This is a genomic window from Nocardiopsis dassonvillei subsp. dassonvillei DSM 43111 (assembly GCF_000092985.1).
Lineage (GTDB): Bacteria > Actinomycetota > Actinomycetes > Streptosporangiales > Streptosporangiaceae > Nocardiopsis > Nocardiopsis dassonvillei.
Map to the genome: position 1 here is coordinate 4,563,407 of NC_014210.1, position 16,234 is coordinate 4,579,640.

A 16,234-nucleotide genomic window follows, 5' to 3' on the forward strand; every position below is an offset into this window, starting at 1 on the left:
TGATTGTGAGCGACCTGCCATTCGGTTTCAGCATGCCGAACGATCCCGATGACGAGTCCGGACGCCGTTCTGGCGACTCCGGCTCGGGTGCCGGCAGCGGCGGCCCGGGCGGAGGAGGATCCGGAACGCCGGACGGCTTCCCGTTCGGCGACCCGCAGCAGATGGCCAACATGCTGCGTCAGTTCGCCGACATGATGTCGGCCCAACCCGGCCCCGCTCCCGGTTCCAGCGGCGACCAGAGGTCGTCGTCCGGTGTGAACTGGGACATGGCCAAGGACGTCGCGCGCCAGACGGTCGCCCAGGAGGGCGACCCGAGCGTTCCGGCGTCCGACTACGCCAGGGTCGAGGAGGCCCTGCGCCTGGCCGACCTGTGGCTCGACCAGGCTACCGACCTGCCGTCGGGCGTCCACACCGCCCAGGCCTGGAGCCGGTCGGAGTGGATCGAGCGGACGATGGACTCGTGGGCGCAGCTGTGCGACCCGCTGACCAGCAAGACCGTCCGGTCGATGGGGCAGAACCTGCCCGAGGAGATGCGGTCCGTGGCCGGTCCGCTGCTGGGCATGATCCAGCAGATGGGCAGCATGATGGTCGGCCGCCAGGCGGGCCAGGCCGTGGGCGAGCTGTCCCGCGAGGTGGTCGGCACCGCCGACATCGGACTGCCCCTGGCCGGTGAGGGCCGTGCGGCGCTGCTGCCCTCCGGCGTGGCGCGCTTCAGCGAGGGCCTGGAGGTCCCCGAGGACGAGGTGCGCCTGTACCTGGCCGCCCGCGAGGCGGCCGTGCACCGGCTGTACTCGCACGTGCCGTGGCTGCGCTCGCACGTGTCCCGGCTGGTCAACGAGTACGCGGACGGGATGTCCTTCGACATCAGCGGCCTGGAGGACCGGCTCGGCGAGATCGACCTCACCAACCCCGAGGCGCTCCAGGAGGCCCTGGGCGGTGTCGGGGGCGAGGGGCTGTTCCAGCCCGAGGACACCCCGCAGCAGAAGGCGGCGCTGGCCCGGTTGGAGACCACCCTGGCGCTGATCGAGGGCTGGGTGGCCACCGTGGTCTCGTCCGCGGTGTCGGGCCGTCTGCCGCAGGCGGACGCCCTGGCCGAGGCGACCCGGCGCCGCCGGGCGACCGGCGGGCCCGCCGAGCACACGTTCGCCGCCCTGGTCGGCCTGGAGCTGCGCCCGCGCCGCCTGCGCGAGGCGTCCGCGCTGTGGTCCGCCCTGGAGGAGGCGCGCGGTGTGGAGGGCCGGGACGCGGTCTGGGAGCACCCGGACCTGATGCCCACCGGCGACGACCTGGACGATCCCGAGGCCTTCGTGCGCGGGGGCGGTGACGGGTTCGGCGACGCCGACTTCGACATCTCCTCGCTGACCGGGGACGCTCCCGGCCGGGAGAGGGCGGGGACCGACGGGGACGCGTCCGGGGAGGGGCCTTCCGACGAGGGCGCCCCCGGCGGTGACCGGGACGGCGACGGGGACGACGACCGGAGAGAGGGCGCGTAGGTGTCGCTGCACGCGGACGCCCGGGCGGTGCTGGACGCGTGGACCGCGCCCGACGCCCGGCAGGAGGAGCTGCGCCGCTCCTACCTCGACCACCTGGACGCGCACGGGGACGGGATGTGGCGCTCCTGCCTGCCCGGCCACGTGACGGCCAGCACGGCGATCATCTCCGCCGACGGCTCGCGGGCGGTGCTCACCCTGCACCGGATCCACCGGATCTGGTTGCAGACCGGCGGGCACTGCGAGCCGGAGGACGCCACCCTGGGCGCGGCGGCGCTGCGCGAGGCCACCGAGGAGTCGGGCATCAGGGGGCTCACCCTGCTGCCCGAGCCCGTCGGGCTGGACCGCCACGCGGTGCCCTGCGGGGGCGGCAGCTTCCACCTGGACGTGCAGTACGCGGCGGTCGCCCCCGAGGACGCGGTGCTGGTACGCGACCCCGACGAGTCGGCCGACCTGGGCTGGTTCCCGGTGGACGACCTGCCCGAGCCCTCCGACGAGGTGTGCCGTTCGCTGGTGCGCGCAGCGGCCGAGGCGGTGGGGCGCCGCCTGCGGGCGTCCGCCCGCCCCCCGAGCACGGACCCGGGCACGCGCTGACCTGGAACGCGGCGGCGCGCTGGAGCGGTCGCCAGCCCCGTTCCTGCGGTCCCACGGCACACGACGGCCCCGCACCGGTCACGGGTTCCAGCGATCCCCGCGGCACCCCGGAGTCCGGGGCGCCGCGGGGATCGTGGGTTCGGGGGCCGGAGGCGGGTTCTTCGAGGCGCTGGACCGGGAAGACGGCGGTGTCCCGGGCGGGGCCGTTCGCGTCGGGTCGGCGGCGTGGCCCCCGGCGGCCCGGGCACCGCGGCACCCGCCCCACCGGTGCGTGGCCGGGCTCACTCGTCGAAGGCGACCTCGGCGGCGTCGAGCTCCTCCTCGTCCTCCCCGGCTCCGCAGGGGTCGTCGGACTCGGCGCGGGAGGCGGCGCTGAAGCCCTCCAGGTAGCCGCGGGCCCGCTCGGCCTTGGGGTAGCGGCGCACCAGGTCCCAGAACTCCCGGCCGTGGTGCGGGATGAACAGGTGCGCGAGTTCGTGGATGAGCACGTAGTCCACGACCCAGGAGGGCATTCCGGCGACGCGGCGGGAGATGCGGATCGTGCGGGTCTCGGGGGTGCACGACCCCCAGCGCGAGTTCTGGTTGTCCACCCAGCGCACGCTCTCGGGGAGTTCGGTGCCGTCCAGGTAGCGGCGGGCCAGTTCGAGCGCGCGTTCGTGGAGTTCGGCGTCGCCGGGGTTGCGGCGCCCCTCGCGGGCCTCGAGTCGTTGCAGCATACGGCCCACCCAGCGCTTTTCCTCTGCGCGGGAGAACGTCGCGGGCACGAGGACGACCGTGGTGTCCCCGTCCCTGTAGGCCGACACCGTGCGTCGGCGACGAGGACTGCGTCGTACCTCGATTTTGGTGTTCGAGGGCACGGAGTTTACGGTAGCCGAGCGAGGCGCTCCAGCACAGGTGTGTCCTGTCCTGTTATGTCGCCGATCTTGCGTCTTCTCCGGATCCGGGAACGTAACCGAAAAACACGTCCCTGTAGCACATTCCGCCCTGACCAGGGTCCTTTTTCGGCTGTGGGACGGGCCACGGAGGGGCCCGTCGGGATGCCCCAGTGCTCTTTCGGATACACAAAAGAGACCGGACGGTGACCCCCGGAGGAGCCCCGCCCGGTCCCGTGATCAGCTCAGGGCGCCGTGCGTCCCGTCACGTCAACACAGACGTGACCACGCGATTTCCATGAGCGCCTGTTCGGCACGGCGCTCCTCGCGCTGGCGGGCGCGCAGCTGGCGGGCGGTGAGCCTCCTGCCCTGCTGTTCACGCGTTTCGACGTCGGTCCGCTCGACCACGCGCATGAGTTCCATCATCATCATCCGTCTTCGTCCTTCGGGTCTTGTGGGGGTCGGGTGAGGCTGTGGCTGGAACGGTCAGGCCGCGACCGGGGCGGGGTTCTTCCGGGGGCGGCCCCTGGGGCGCTTGCGCGCCACGACCTGTCCGGAGACGAGCAGCTGCCCGCCCCAGACGCCCCAGGGCTCACCGCGCTCCAGGGCGTCGGCCAGGCACTGCTCCCGCACGGGGCACGCGCCGCAGACGGCCTTGGCCGCCTCGACGTCGGCGGGCGCCTCGGCGAAGAACAGGTCGGGCTCCAGGCGGCAGGGAACTTCGGTGTCGCCCAGCCAGGGCGTTTCCAGGACCGACGCAAGCATCGGTGCCCTCCAAGATCTTTGATCGTTTCGTACAACGCGGTCGGTGACTGGTCACCGGAACCGGTCCGGTGGGGGACCTGGACTTGCGATGCCGCCGCCCTCTCCCTCGTCCCTGGGGGACGGGGAGCTGGCGAAGATACAAAGAAAGCCGCGGCCCCTGTCGGGGTCCGCGGCCACGGTCGAAACTCTCGGCCTGTCCTGCTCTAGGCCGGAATCCTCCGTGGACACTCCCCCGATGCGCCATACGGGCGCTGGGTAGCTTCTGCTGCGTGCTTCGTCTGGCGCTTGCCGCGATCAAGGGCGAGCCCGGACTCGACGGACACACCACTGCCGTCGCCGAGGACGGTCCACTCGACCTGGGACACCGTCAACGGGGAGCGGGATCCGGGGACCCCGGTGCCGCCGTTGCCGATGGTGGCCTCGCCGAAGAGGGCGAAGACGTCCGTGTGACCGCGCAGGAGGTTGCCCTGGACAGCGGTCGGGGACAGCTGATGCGACGGCATGGCGAAGCCGGCGACGAAGCCTGTGGTCTCCGTGATGCTGGTCATTGGATCGGGCACCTCCTTCACTTTCGGGCGGCGGGATCTTGCACCCGCGCCGGGAGCGGTCATTGCGACGGGGTACACACTATGGGCTGGCGCGGAAAGAGAGCAACCTATTTTTGACCTGCGCAAACGTCCGCATCCGGTCAGGGGTTCGCGGGAATGCCGCGGCGCCCGGAAGCGTTGCCTTTGGGCATCCCCCGGGCGCCCTGCCGACGCCCCGCCCGCGACGCGGGGAGGCCCCGGTCACGGCGGGCGGCCCGAGCCTCCTCCGTCCCGGTCTCCGGGAGCGGCGCGGCGGCGCCCACCGCGGTGCCTGGAAGGGCGCCCGGGCCCGCGTCGTCCACCGTGATCCCGTACGTACGGCGAGGCCGGATGCTCCGACCTCGCCACATGTACAGGATCACCGCAGGTCAGAACCCCCGCTTCAGACCGACGACGGTTCCGGCCGGTCCGCTAGAGCGGTTCCGGAAGGGTGTCGGACCAGCCCTCGGCGTCCACCACCCGGATCAGTCCCTCCTGCACCACCGAGCACACGAGTTCGCCCTCGCGGGTGTAGACCAGCCCGCGCGCCAGACCGCGGGCGCCCTGGGCGGTCGGCGCCTCCTGCGCGTACAGCAGCCACTCGTCGGCGCGGAACGGCCGGTGGAACCACATCGCGTGGTCCAGGCTGGCCATGGAGATCCCCGCGAAGGAGCGGCCGTGGCGCAGCAGCACGGTGTCCAGCAGGGTCATGTCCGAGGCGTAGGTCATCAGGCACACGTGGGTGAGGCGGTCGTCGGGCAGCTTGCCGTCCACCTTGAGCCACACCGGGTTGTTGGCGGTGCGCAGCCGCGGATCGCGCTCGGCCTCGTAGGACAGCGGCCCCACCGGGCGCAGCTCGATGGGGTGCCAGCGCACGAACCCGGGCACGCGGCCGAAGGCCTCCTGCAGGCGCTCGCGCGTGCTCGGCAGCTCCTCCGGCGGCGGGACGTCGGGCATCGGGATCCGGTGGTCCAGGCCCGGCTCCTCCTTGTGGAAGGAGGCCGACAGGGTGAAGATCGGCTTGCCGTGCTGGATGGCCACCACCCGCCGGGTGGTGAAGGAGCGGCCGTCCCGGACGCGGTCCACCTCGTAGACGATGGGCACCGAGGGGTCGCCGGGGCGTATGAAGTACGCGTGCAGGGAGTGACGTAGCGTTCGGCGGGGACGGTGCGCCCCGCCGCGACCAGCGCCTGGCCAGCGACCTGGCCGCCGAAGACCCGTTGGGGGCCCTCCTCGGGGCTGCTGCCCCGGAAGATGTCGTCCTCGATCCGCTCCAGGTCCAGCACGGTCAGCAGGTCGGCGAGGGACTGGCCCCGCGCCTGCGCGTCGGCGCTCTCACTCATCCGCCGCTTCCTCCCCGTCGTCCTCGGTCCGGCGGTCCATGACGTCCGCCGGGTCCGCGCCCGCCACCAGCGCCAGTACCGCCTCACCGTAGCGATCGAGCTTGACCGCGCCGACACCGGACACCGCCGCCAGCTGGGTGAGGCTGCCGGGCTCCTGCTCGGCGACGGCCTGGAGGGTGGCGTCGGTGAAGATCACGTAGGCGGGCACCTTCTGCTCCTGCGCGCACGCGCGGCGCCAGTCGCGCAGCCGCTCCAGCAGGGCCTCGTCGTAGCTGGAGGGGCAGTCCAGGCAGCGGCCCAGCTTGCGCTCGGCCGCGTCGGTGAGGGTGGCCGAGCACACCCGGCAGCGGGTCACGCCGCCCTTGCGGCGCTCGGCGCGCCGGGAGGCGGTGGACGGGGAGGCGGGGCGCAGGCCGTCGAGGAAGCGGGAGGGCTTGCGGGTCTTCCTGCCGCCGGGCGAGCGGGCCAGGGACCACGACATCGCCAGGTGCTCGCGGGCCCGCGTGACGCCCACGTAGAACAGGCGGCGCTCCTCCTCCACCTGCTCGTCGGTCTCGGCGTAGATGATCGGCATCATGCCCTCGGTGAGACCGACCAGGAAGACGGCGTCCCACTCCAGGCCCTTGGCCGCGTGCAGGGAGGCGATGGTGACGCCCTCGAAGCCGGGCGCGTGCTCGGTGGCCATGCGCACGTCGAGCTCGTCCACGAGGTCGGCCATGGTCACCGGACTGCCGTCGGGCCTCGGCGCGGCGGCCATGTCCTCGGCCAGCTGGGCCAGCGCGGTCAGCGACTCCCAGCGTTCGCGGGCCTGGCGCCCCTCGGGCGCGCTCTCGGTCAGGCCGAGCTGTCCGAGCAGCTGGCGGACGGTGCGCACCAGGGGCTCGGCCTCCTCCCCCGCCGCCCCGTGCCGGGCGCCGCGCAGGGTGTGCACGGCCTGCTTGATCTCGGGGCGCTCGAAGAACCGGGTGGTCCCGCGCATCGTGAACGGCACGCCCTCGTCGGTCAGCGCCTGCTCGTAGGAGGCCGACTGGCCGTTGGTGCGCACCAGCACCGCGATCTCGCTGGCCGGGGTGCCGCCCTCCAGCAGGACGCTGATCTTGCGGGCGACCCCGGTGGCCTCGGCGGGCTCGTCGTCGTACTCCTGGTACATCGGGTCGGGGCCGTCGGGGCGCTGGGCCTGGAGGGTCAGGTGCTGGGCGGAGGTCGTGCCGCGCGCCTGGGCGATGACGTGGTTGGCCACCCGCACGACCTGGGGGGTGGAGCGGTAGTCGCGGACCAGCTGGACCACGGTGGCGTGGGGGTAGCGGGCGCCGAACCCGGTCAGGTAGCCGGGGGTGGCCCCGGCGAAGGAGTAGATGGTCTGGCTGGGGTCGCCGACCACGCACAGGTCGTCGCGGTCGCCCAGCCAGGCGTCCAGGAGCAGGCGCTGGAGCGGGTTGACGTCCTGGAACTCGTCGACGACGAAGTACCGGTACTGCTCGCGCACGCGCTGGGCGATGGCCGGGTACTCGGTGATCATGCCGGCGGTGAGTTCGAGCATGGACTCGAAGTCGAGGAGGTTGTGCTCGCGGCGCAGGTCCTCGTAGGCCTCGAAGACCCGGGCCACCTCGCCCGCGGGCAGCGGGGGCTGGCGGCCCGCCTTGACCACGGCCTTGTCGTAGTCGGTGGGGCGCACCTGGGTGACCTTGGACCACTCGATCTCGCCGGCCAGGTCGCGCAGGCCGTTGCGGTCGGGCTGGAGGCCCACCGAGTGGGCGGCGCGGGAGACCACCGGGAGCTTGCTCTCGATGAGGGTGGGCTTCTCGCCGCCCACGACCTGGGGCCAGAAGAAGGAGAGCTGGCGCAGGGCGGCGGCGTGGAAGGTGCGGGCCTGCACGCGGGGGGCGCCCAGGGCGCGCAGCCGGCCGCGCATCTCCCCGGCGGCGCGCGCGGTGAAGGTGACCGCGAGGACCTGCTGCTCGGCGACCACACCGCTGGAGACCGCGTACGCGATGCGGTGGGTGATGGCCCGGGTCTTGCCCGTCCCGGCACCGGCCAGGATGCACACGGGGCCGCGCAGCGCGCGTGCGGCCTGGGTCTGCTCCGGGTCCAGTCCCTCCAGGACGCGGTCGGGATCCATGGTGCTCCTGCGTAGGGTCGGGGTGGATGGGGTCCCAGTCTCTCAAGTATCGGCCGTGACGGGGAGCGGATCGGACCCCGTGCCCGCCGCCGGGGCCGCGGGAGGCACATCAGACATTCCAGAACCAGTTGGTCCTGTGAGGCGTCCCACGTTGTGTCACGCGGTCCCGGGAAGCGGTCCGGACCCCTCGGTGTTGAGATGACCGGACCGACCCATCGACCGTAGACGAAAGAAGGACGTGAGCGACATGACGAGCGCGGCGACCGAACAGTTCACGATGTACACCACCCCCTGGTGCGGGTACTGCAAGCGGCTCAAGAGCCAGCTCGCCCGCGAGGGGATCACCGGTCGTGAGGTGAACATCGAGGAGCACCCGGAGGCCGCGGAACTGGTCATGAGGGCCAACAACGGCAACCAGACGGTTCCGACGCTGGTCTTCAGCGACGGTGCGGCGATGACCAACCCGTCGCTCGCTCAGGTGAAGCAGAAACTGGCCGAGCTGTCGTAGGACGGTACGCGGGCCGCGGACCACGCCCCAGGGCGGGTCCCGCGGCCCGCACCGCGGGGCCCGCCTTCGGCGGTGCACCTCCGACGGCGCTCGGGTCACCAAGGACTCGGACGATGACGACGGGGAGTGTGGAGTTGGGGGAGGACATGAGGCCTCATGACATTGCGGTCGCCGACACGGTGGACACCGGTGTGGTCCGCCGCACCCCGGCCGGGTGGCGGGTGGGCGACGGCGAGGAGGTGCCCGACCTGGTGAGCGCGATGGTCCTGGCGGACCTGCTGACCGGCGAGTCGGGGACCCGGACCCCGCGTTCCCAGGCGCCCGGCCGGGCGCCGGAGGGCGCTTCGGAGGTGGAGCGGCTGCGGCACACCATCGCGCAGCTGGAGCACGCGCTGCAGTCGCGCGTGGTGGTGGAGCAGGCGATCGGGGTCCTGGCGGAGCGGCACACGATGGCGCCCCGCGAGGCCTTCGAGCGGCTGCGCTCCTCGGCGCGCTCGCGCGGGCGCAAGGTGGCGGACCTGGCGCGGGACGTGGTGGAGAGCAGCACGAGCCCCCTCACCGTGCTGCCCGACGAACTGGGCGCCTCCCCCGGTTCGCGCTAGCGCGGCGACGGGCCGGGCGGGGCCCCGAGCGAAACCCCGAAAGGCCCCGGCCCCGCCCCGGGCGCGTCCCCGCTCCCGCTCCCGGCCCCGCGGGCGGCGGCTCCCGGCCGCCGCGGGGCCGGGAGCGGCCGTCGGCCCGGGGTCACCAGCCGCCGGGGAGCTCCGAGCCGTACCAGTGCTCGATGAGGGTGCGGGCGATCGAGACCCGCCCGGGCAGCAGGATCTCCTCCGCGTGCACGGCCTCGGCCAGTTCGGCGCGGGTGAACCACCGGGTGACGCCGATCTCGTCGTCGGTGCGCTCGGTCTCGCCCACGGCCCGCGCGGTGTAGCCCACCATCAGGCTGCGCGGGAAGGGCCAGGGCTGCGAGGACAGGTAGCGCGGGCGCTCGACCACGATCCCCGCCTCCTCGGCGACCTCGCGGACCACGGCCTGCTCCAGCGACTCCCCCGCGTCCACGAACCCGGCCAGCACCGAGAAGCGGCGGGCGTCCCAGTTCGGGTTGTTGCCGAGCAGCATCTCCTCGCGGCCGTCGCGCTCGCGGTGCACCAGCATGATCACCGCCGGGTCCATCCGGGGGTACTGCTCGGTGCCCTCCCGATCGCACACGCGCACGTGCCCGGCCGCGGCCGGGGTGGTGCGGGAGCCGCAGCGGGGGCAGAACCCGTGGGTGGCGTTCCAGTTCGCGAGGGCGACGGCGCGGGTCATCAGCCCGGTGTCGCGGTCGCCCAGGAGCGCGCCGATCTCGCGCAGGGAGGCCGGGGCGGTCCGTTCGGTGGCGGTGAGCTCCCGGCCGGAGCGGACCGCGAAGTAGGCGTCCCGTCCGTCGGTGCCCAGCAGGTAGCGCTCGCCCTCGGGCGCCTCGTCCGGGGGGACCAGGACCAGTCGGGGTTCGTCCCCGGTGGTGATCAGGGCCCGGGACTGCTTGGCCATGACGGCCCGCCAGCCGTGGGCGACGGGGTCCCCGCCCTCCAGGACCAGCACCCGGGTGCCGGGGGCCGCCCACGCCTCGGCCAGCCACTCCCCGTCCAGGCGCCGGTGCGCGGCGGGGTCGACGGAGAAGCGGGAGAGGGAGGGAGTCGCGTCGGCGTCCATGGGTCCTTCCGGGTCGGCGGGCCGCCTGGCGGGGCCCGTGTCCACAACGTGCATAACACCCGTCGGGGCCGCGCGCATCCTGGCGCGGCCCCCGCGCGCGGCGGATTCCCCGTGGGCGGGTCGGCACCGTGTGCGGAGCGGGCCCCGGCGCCGCGCGGTCACGGCTCAGCCGAGGCCGCCGAGCTCCTCCCACAGGTAGGCGGCGCTCTCGGCCCCCTTGAGCAGCAGGGGGATCTCCACCTTCTCGTTGGGGGCGTGGATGCGGTCCTCGTCCAGGCCGACGGCGAGGAAGACCAGCGGCGCCCCGAGGATGTCGGCGATGTCGGCCTCGGGGCCGCTGCCGCCCTCGCGGGTGAACAGGACCTGGGTGCCGAAGGCGCGCTCCATGGCCGAGCGGGCCGCCTTCAGCGCGGTGGAGGACAGGTCGGAGGCGCAGGCGCGCACGCCCGGCCCGCCGAACTCCGTCTCGGCGCGCAGACCCTCGGGGACGGCCGCCTCGACGTGGGCGCGGACGCGGTCCTGCACGTGCAGCGGGTCCTGGCCGGGCACCAGGCGGAAGCTGACCTTGGCGTGCGCGGAGCGAGGGACGATGGTCTTGCCGCCCGAGCCGGTGTGGCCGCCCCACATGCCGTTGATCTCGGCGGTCGGGCGCAGCCAGATCCGCTCCAGCGTGCTGTAGCCCTTCTCGCCCCAGGTGGCGGTGGAGGCGGCGGTGGCCAGCCACTCGCGCTCGTCGAAGGGCAGCCGGGCGATGAGTTCGCGCTCCTCCCGGCTGGCCTCGACCACCCCGTCGTAGAAGCCGGGGACCGCCACCCGGCCGTCCTCGTCGTGCAGGCCGGACAGCAGGTCGCTCATGGCCTTGAGCGGGTTGGGCACGGCGCCGCCGAAGGAGCCGCTGTGCAGGTCGCGCTCGGGGCCGTACAGGCTGATCTCCACGTCGGTGACGCCGCGCATGCCCACGCACATGGACGGGGTGTCGGCCGCCCACATGGTGGTGTCGGAGATGACGACGACGTCGCAGGCCAGGCGGTCGCGGTTGGCGCGCATCAGGTCGGCGAAGTGGACCGAGCCCGACTCCTCCTCGCCCTCCACGAGCAGCTTGACCGTGACGGGCGGGGCGTCGGCGCCGGATGCGGCCAGGGCGGCGCGCACGCCGAGGGCGTGGAAGAGCACCTGCCCCTTGTCGTCGGAGGCCCCGCGCGCGAACAGGGAGGTGCCGCGCTCGGTGGGCACGAACGGGTCGGTCTCCCACTCCTGGACCGGGTCGACGGGCTGGACGTCGTGGTGTCCGTAGACGAGCACCGTGGGGGCGTCGGGGTCGGCGGCGGGCCACTCGGCGAACACGGCGGGCAGGCCGGGGGTCTGCCACACCTCGACGGTGGGGAAGCCGGTCGCGGTGAGGTGGTCGGCGAGCCACCGGGCGGAGCGGACCACGTCGGGGTGGTGCGCGGGGTCGGCGGAGATGGAGGGGATCGCCAGCCACTCCTTGAGGGAGGAGACGAACTCGTCCCGGTGTGCCTCGATGTGGGCGCGTACGTCCATGGGACCGTCCTTGCTCGACGTCGTTGTCGGGAACGAGCCTAGGACCTGCGCGAACCGCCTCGGCACGCGGGCCGGGAGCCCCGCGCGCCCGTCCCCGGTCCGGTCCCGGTCCGGTCCCGGTCCGGCCCGGGGGGGCTCGGGAGCCCGGCCGCCAGGGGCGGCGGAGCCGCGGGGGACGGGGAACTCCTCGGCTCGCGGGACACTCGAAGGTGCAGGGGCGGGACGCGCCCGCCCGCCGACGAGAGGAATGCACGTGGACACCGTTCCCGCCACCGCGGTCGCCGAGAGGTTCGGCCGCCTCTTCGACACGCTGGACACCGACCGCGACGGGGCCATCACCTGGGACGACTACCAGCGCCTGGTCGACCGCTACACGAAGGGGTACGCGCTGGACCTGAGCGACCGCCGGGCCCAGGCCGTCCACGCCTCCTACCAGATGCTCTGGCTGGAGCTGCTGCGCCACGGCTCGCCCGCCCAGGCGCGCCTGGACCGGGATGCGTTCGTCGCGGCGATGCACGCGGCCTCCGAGGACCGCAGCCGGTTCAACATGACCGAGGGCGTGGCCGAGGCGGTCTTCGACCTGCTCGACACCGACGACGGCGGGTCGATCAGCGAGGCGGAGTACGTCAGGTACGCCGAGGTCCTGGGGGCCTCCTCCTCCGACGCCCTGGACCGGTTCAGGGCCCTGGACACCGACGGCGACGGGTTCATCGGCCGCGCGGAGTTCGTCCTGTCGGCCCGGGAGTACCTCTTCGGCGAGGACTCCGACGCCCCGGGCGGGTTCGTCTTCGGCGTGATCTGAGCCCTCCCGCCGGTCCCGCGCGCGGTTCCTCCGGCGCGCGGGGCCGACGGCCGCGCACGGGTCGGCGGTGGCCCGGGAGGGCCGGGGTCAGCTGCCGGTGGCCTCGCGCCAGGCGTCGAGGTACTCGGGCAGGTTGGCGTCGATGTCGTCCCAGTCGGGCTCGAAGACCTCCACGCCCTCCATGAGCGCCTCCAGCTCCTCGGCGCCCCCGCCCTCCACCGGGACGTCGGTGCGGGCCGGGAAGCCCCCGGCCACGGGGACGACCTGCTCCTGGGCGGCCTCGGAGAGCAGGAAGTCCAGGAGGGCGCGGCCGTTGTCGGCCTGGGGCGCGCCCTCGACCAGCCCGGCGGTGTAGGGCAGGGCGAAGGTGCTCGGCTCCCCCTCCTCGTGCGCGGGGAACCAGATGCCGAGGTTGGGCATGGTGCGGGCCTGGGCGAGGTTCATCTGGACGTCGCCGTTGGCGACGAGCAGCTCGCCCTTGTCCACCTTGGGGCCCAGCGCGCCGGTGGAGGAGGACGGGCCGACGTTGTTGGCCTGGAGCCGTCCGAGGTAGTCCATGGCGGGCTCCAGGCCGCCGAAGTCGTGCATGGTCTGGATGAGCACGGCCGTGCCGTCGCCCGCCACGCCCGGCGTCGAGTACTGGAGGCGGCCCTCGAAGCGGGGGTCGAGCAGGTCGTCCCAGGTGGCGGGCGGCTCCTCCAGCTCCTCGGTGTTGTAGGTGAGGCAGAAGTAGTTGTCGACGATCGTGGTCCACCTCCCGTCGGGGTCCTTGGTCCCGACGTGCTCGGAGCCCTGCGGCTCGTACTGCTGGAGCAGGCCCATGCCGTCGGCCTGCTGGATGAAGGGCGGCAGGGTGATGATGACGTCGGCCCGCGGGTTGGCGGTCTCGCGCCCGGCGCGCTGGACGATCTCGCCCGAGCCCCCCTCGACGTACTGGACGGTGACGCCGGTCTCGGCCTCGAAGTCGGCGAAGACCTGGTCGAGCCAGCCGGTGCCCTCCTCGTTGCGCAGGCCGTCGGCGGTGTAGACGGTGACGGTGTCGGCGGGGTCGGAGGCGGCGCAGGAGGTCAGGGCTCCGGCGAGGGCGAACGCGGCGGTGGCGGCGGACACGCGGGCGGCGGTCGTGCGGACGGCGGGCATGGCGGGCCTTCCTGGGAGAAGGAGAAGAGGTCAGCGGTAGGCGGCGCGGGTGCGCACGCGGGACAGCAGCAGCAGGACGGCCAGGGTGGCGGCCATCAGGACGATGGCGGAGGCCGCCCCGGAGAAGAGGGCGCCCCGGTCGGTGGCGGCGTAGATCTGGACCGGCAGCGGCATCCAGCTGGGCGGGTAGAGCATCATCGTGGCGCTCAGTTCGCCCATGGACAGGGCGAAGCAGAGCCCGGCGGCGGCGCTGAGCGAGGGCAGCAGCAGGGGCAGCCGCACCTGGAACAGCACCCGCGCCGGGCGGGCGCCGAGGGAGGCGGCCACCTGGGCGTAGGCCGGGTCGAGCCGGTCCAGGGCGGCGGAGACCGACTGGTGGGCGAAGGCCGTCACCAGCACGGTGTGCGCGATGATCACGATGGTCCGGGTGCCGTTGAGCAGCACGGGCGGTTGGCTGAAGGCCACCAGCAGGGCCAGTCCGACGACCACCGTGGGGACCGCGACGGGCAGCATGAAGAGGGCGTCCAGGGCGGCCCTGCCGCGTCGGCGCAGCGCGTGCGCGGTCAGCGCGGACCAGGTCCCGGCCACCAGGGCCAGGACGCTGGCGGTGGCGGCGGTGACCGCGCTGACGCGCAGCGCCTCCAGGGTGGAGCCCCGGGACAGTCCGGCGAAGTTGTCCAGGGTGGGCCCCGAGGGCAGGACGCCGCTCCAGTTGGTGGACACCGACGCGGTGACGATGACGCCGAGCGGGAGCAGGAACAGCGGCAGGACGAGCGCGGCGAACAGCGCCCACACGACCCGGCGGGCGGGTCGGCTATGCACGAGCACGGCGGCCTCCGGAGGGTGCGCGCAGCCGGGCGGTGGCCGCGCGGTAGACGAGGTAGAGCGAGACCGACAGGGCCGCGTTGACCGTGGCCACGACGCAGGCGGTGGTGTAGTCGGCCTCCAGGATCGCCGCGCTGTAGACGAGCATCGGCAGGGTCACCACGTCCTTGGCCCCGGTGAACAGGACGATCGCGAACTCGTTGAGGCACAGCACCAGTACGAGCGCGCCTCCGGCGGCGAGCGCGGGCAGGGCCTCGGGCAGGATGACGGCCCGCACGATCCTGAGGGGGCGGGCCCCCAGGGAGGAGGCGACCTCGATCTGCGCGGTGTCGAGCTGGGCGAACGCGGCGAGCAGCGGCCGCATGACGAACGGCGTGAAGTAGGTGATCTCCGCCAGGATCACGCCCCAGGGTGTGGCGAGGAAGCTGATCGGCCCGGTCCCGGCCCCGGTGACCTCCGTCCACGCGCCGTTGGCCACGCCCACGGTGCCGTAGAGGAACAGCAGCGCGAGGGTGATGAGGAAGGACGGGAAGGACAGGTAGGTGTCGATGAACCGGGCGGTGGCCCCGCTGCCCGGGAAGGGCACGAACGCCACGACCAGGGCCAGGAGGAAGCCCAGGACCAGGCAGCCCAGCGTGGCGGTGACCGCGATGAACACGGTGGTGGCCAGCGCGGACCGGAAGGACTCCGAGCCCAGGACGTCGGCGTGGTGGGCGAGGGTGAGTCCGCCCCCGGGCGCGGTGACCGACTCCAGGGCGACGAGGACGAGCGGGTACAGGAACACCAGGGCGAGCAGCACGACGGGCGGCACCGCCCACACCCACACGGGGAGGGTGCGGGGCGCCCGGGCCGGGGCGTCCCCGCCCGCGGGGGGCGCGGACGCGGTGCCTGCCGGGGGCGGCGCGGTCCGGACGTTCACGAGGCCTCCTCCTCCGGCAGCAGGACGGCGTCCCGGCGGGCGAAGCCGAGCGTGACCGCCGCACCGGTCTCGGGCGGGGTCCGCATCTCCCGGAGTTCGGCGGTGACGGGGACGCCGTCGACCAGGACGGTGACCCGGTGGGTGGAGCCGCGCCACTGGACGTCGGTGACCCGGCCCTCCAGGGTGTGCTCGCCCTCGCCGAGGGCGAGCCGGTGCGGGCGCAGGCACACGCGCAGCCCGTCGCCGTCGCCGGTGCCGGGCGGCAGGTCGCCGGGGTCGGCCTCCAGGACGGTGCCGCAGCAGTGCACGCGTCCGTCGGCCAGGCTCGCGGGCAGCAGGTTGGCGCCGCCGACGAAGCGGGCGGTGAACGGCGTCCGGGGGCGCTGGTAGAGGCGCTCGGGCGTGTCGCAGTCGCGCAGCCGGGCCCGGTCCAGGACCGCCACCCGGTCGGCCAGGGTGAGCGCCTCGCTCTGGTCGTGGGTGACGTACAGGACCGTGACGTCGGGGAGTTCGCGGTGCAGGCGGGCCAGTTCGGCGAGCATGTCCGAGCGCAGCTGGGCGTCGAGCGCGGACAGCGGCTCGTCCAGCAGCAGCACGCCGGGGCGGATGGCCAGGGCGCGGGCGATGGCCACCCGCTGCTGCTGTCCGCCGGACAGCTCGCGCGGGTGGCGGCGCGCGTAGTCCCCCATCCCGGTCATGGCCAGCGCCTCGGCGACCCGTCCGGCGATCTCGCGGCGGGGCACGCCCTGCGCCCTCAGCCCGAAGGCGACGTTCTGGTCCACCCGCATGTGGGGGAAGAGGGCGTAGCTCTGCACGACCATGCCCACGCCCCGCAGGTGCGGCGGCAGGCCGGTGACGTCGCGCCCGCCGAGCAGGACGCGCCCGGAGGCGGGGCGGACGAACCCGGCGACGGCGCGCAGCGCGGTGGTCTTGCCCGAGCCGGAGGGCCCCAGCAGCGCCATGAACTCGCCGGGTTCGACGGTGAGGTCGAGGTCGTCCAGGACCACGGTCTCCCCGTAGGCGACGCTGACGCGGTCGAAGCGGATGCCCACGG

16 protein-coding genes and 1 pseudogene are annotated in these 16,234 nt (G+C 73.7%); 5 read left to right on the forward strand and 12 right to left on the reverse strand.

Features of this window, described 5'->3' with window-relative positions:
• Positions 1-5 precede the first annotated feature (5 nt).
• Both NDAS_RS18820 and NDAS_RS18825 read left to right on the forward strand, forming a co-directional pair.
• The gene (locus tag NDAS_RS18820; protein ID WP_013154805.1) at positions 6-1,493 is read left to right on the forward strand and encodes a zinc-dependent metalloprotease; all 1,488 of its coding nucleotides are present in this window, start codon (positions 6-8) and stop codon (positions 1,491-1,493) included.
• Complete coding sequence (locus NDAS_RS18825; RefSeq protein ID WP_013154806.1) at positions 1,494-2,084, forward strand: NUDIX hydrolase; 591 nt, start codon at positions 1,494-1,496, stop codon at positions 2,082-2,084.
• Between the two features lie 281 nt (positions 2,085-2,365).
• Here NDAS_RS18825 and NDAS_RS18830 read toward each other — a convergent pair whose 3' ends face one another.
• The 6 genes and pseudogenes from NDAS_RS18830 to NDAS_RS18850 all read right to left on the reverse strand — a co-directional run bounded on the left by NDAS_RS18830 (position 2,366) and on the right by NDAS_RS18850 (position 7,749).
• Positions 2,366-2,941, reverse strand: coding sequence for a M48 metallopeptidase family protein (locus NDAS_RS18830; RefSeq protein WP_013154807.1), 576 nt, complete (start codon positions 2,939-2,941; stop codon positions 2,366-2,368).
• A 285-nt stretch (positions 2,942-3,226) separates the two neighbouring features.
• A complete protein-coding gene (locus NDAS_RS28970) occupies positions 3,227-3,388 on the reverse strand; it encodes a hypothetical protein (protein ID WP_013154808.1) in 162 nt (53 codons plus the stop codon).
• A gap of 54 nt (positions 3,389-3,442) precedes the next feature.
• Positions 3,443-3,721 (reverse strand): WhiB family transcriptional regulator, encoded by a 279-nt coding sequence (locus NDAS_RS18835; protein WP_013154809.1) that lies wholly within the window; start codon positions 3,719-3,721, stop codon positions 3,443-3,445.
• Between the two features lie 203 nt (positions 3,722-3,924).
• The gene (locus NDAS_RS18840) at positions 3,925-4,269 is read right to left on the reverse strand and encodes a hypothetical protein (protein ID WP_013154810.1); all 345 of its coding nucleotides are present in this window, start codon (positions 4,267-4,269) and stop codon (positions 3,925-3,927) included.
• Between the two features lie 450 nt (positions 4,270-4,719).
• A pseudogene (gene tesB / locus NDAS_RS18845) lies at positions 4,720-5,630 on the reverse strand (acyl-CoA thioesterase II).
• Positions 5,623-7,749, reverse strand: a complete 2,127-nt coding sequence (locus tag NDAS_RS18850) for an ATP-dependent DNA helicase UvrD2 (RefSeq protein WP_013154811.1) — start codon at positions 7,747-7,749, stop codon at positions 5,623-5,625. Before NDAS_RS18850 ends, tesB begins: the two are co-directional and overlap by 8 nt.
• Positions 7,750-7,996: 247 nt before the next feature.
• On the opposite strand from NDAS_RS18850, the gene NDAS_RS18855 reads away from it, so the two are divergent.
• Positions 7,997-8,257: a mycoredoxin gene (locus tag NDAS_RS18855; RefSeq protein WP_013154812.1), complete on the forward strand. Its 261-nt coding sequence runs from the start codon at positions 7,997-7,999 to the stop codon at positions 8,255-8,257.
• 146 nt (positions 8,258-8,403) lie between these two features.
• Positions 8,404-8,859: an ANTAR domain-containing protein gene (locus tag NDAS_RS18860; RefSeq protein WP_174546883.1), complete on the forward strand. Its 456-nt coding sequence runs from the start codon at positions 8,404-8,406 to the stop codon at positions 8,857-8,859.
• Between the two features lie 142 nt (positions 8,860-9,001).
• Here NDAS_RS18860 and nudC read toward each other — a convergent pair whose 3' ends face one another.
• Positions 9,002-9,952 (reverse strand): NAD(+) diphosphatase, encoded by a 951-nt coding sequence (gene nudC, locus NDAS_RS18865; RefSeq protein ID WP_013154814.1) that lies wholly within the window; start codon positions 9,950-9,952, stop codon positions 9,002-9,004.
• Positions 9,953-10,117: 165 nt separating this feature from the next.
• Entirely contained in the window at positions 10,118-11,494 is a 1,377-nt protein-coding gene (locus tag NDAS_RS18870) for a dipeptidase (protein ID WP_013154815.1), read from the reverse strand.
• A gap of 247 nt (positions 11,495-11,741) precedes the next feature.
• On the opposite strand from NDAS_RS18870, the gene NDAS_RS18875 reads away from it, so the two are divergent.
• Complete coding sequence (locus NDAS_RS18875; RefSeq protein WP_041552858.1) at positions 11,742-12,296, forward strand: EF-hand domain-containing protein; 555 nt, start codon at positions 11,742-11,744, stop codon at positions 12,294-12,296.
• Positions 12,297-12,383: 87 nt separating this feature from the next.
• Here NDAS_RS18875 and NDAS_RS18880 read toward each other — a convergent pair whose 3' ends face one another.
• From NDAS_RS18880 to NDAS_RS18895, 4 genes are read right to left on the reverse strand one after another with little or no spacing between them, the layout of a single operon-like run.
• Positions 12,384-13,436 (reverse strand): 2-aminoethylphosphonate ABC transporter substrate-binding protein, encoded by a 1,053-nt coding sequence (locus NDAS_RS18880; RefSeq protein WP_013154817.1) that lies wholly within the window; start codon positions 13,434-13,436, stop codon positions 12,384-12,386.
• A gap of 30 nt (positions 13,437-13,466) precedes the next feature.
• Positions 13,467-14,264, reverse strand: coding sequence for an ABC transporter permease (locus NDAS_RS18885; protein ID WP_013154818.1), 798 nt, complete (start codon positions 14,262-14,264; stop codon positions 13,467-13,469).
• Positions 14,251-15,180, reverse strand: coding sequence for a 2-aminoethylphosphonate ABC transporter permease subunit (locus NDAS_RS18890; protein ID WP_013154819.1), 930 nt, complete (start codon positions 15,178-15,180; stop codon positions 14,251-14,253). Before NDAS_RS18890 ends, NDAS_RS18885 begins: the two co-directional genes overlap by 14 nt.
• Positions 15,177-16,232, reverse strand: a complete 1,056-nt coding sequence (locus NDAS_RS18895) for an ABC transporter ATP-binding protein (RefSeq protein ID WP_013154820.1) — start codon at positions 16,230-16,232, stop codon at positions 15,177-15,179. The genes NDAS_RS18890 and NDAS_RS18895 overlap by 4 nt, the downstream gene beginning before the upstream one ends.
• Between the last annotated feature and the right edge of the window lie 2 nt (positions 16,233-16,234).

Excerpts from the sequence above, each read along its gene's own strand:
- nudC (WP_013154814.1), bottom strand. The coding sequence starts at position 9,952 with ATGGACGCCGACGCGACTCCCTCCCTCTCCCGCTTCTCCGTCGACCCC.
- NDAS_RS18850 (WP_013154811.1), bottom strand. The coding sequence starts at position 7,749 with ATGGATCCCGACCGCGTCCTGGAGGGACTGGACCCGGAGCAGACCCAG.
- NDAS_RS18835 (WP_013154809.1), bottom strand. The coding sequence starts at position 3,721 with ATGCTTGCGTCGGTCCTGGAAACGCCCTGGCTGGGCGACACCGAAGTT.
- NDAS_RS18855 (WP_013154812.1), top strand. The coding sequence starts at position 7,997 with ATGACGAGCGCGGCGACCGAACAGTTCACGATGTACACCACCCCCTGG.
- NDAS_RS28970 (WP_013154808.1), bottom strand. The coding sequence starts at position 3,388 with ATGATGATGATGGAACTCATGCGCGTGGTCGAGCGGACCGACGTCGAA.
- NDAS_RS18840 (WP_013154810.1), bottom strand. The coding sequence starts at position 4,269 with ATGACCAGCATCACGGAGACCACAGGCTTCGTCGCCGGCTTCGCCATG.
- NDAS_RS18870 (WP_013154815.1), bottom strand. The coding sequence starts at position 11,494 with ATGGACGTACGCGCCCACATCGAGGCACACCGGGACGAGTTCGTCTCC.
- NDAS_RS18875 (WP_041552858.1), top strand. The coding sequence starts at position 11,742 with ATGCACGTGGACACCGTTCCCGCCACCGCGGTCGCCGAGAGGTTCGGC.
- NDAS_RS18860 (WP_174546883.1), top strand. The coding sequence starts at position 8,404 with ATGAGGCCTCATGACATTGCGGTCGCCGACACGGTGGACACCGGTGTG.
- NDAS_RS18880 (WP_013154817.1), bottom strand. The coding sequence starts at position 13,436 with ATGCCCGCCGTCCGCACGACCGCCGCCCGCGTGTCCGCCGCCACCGCC.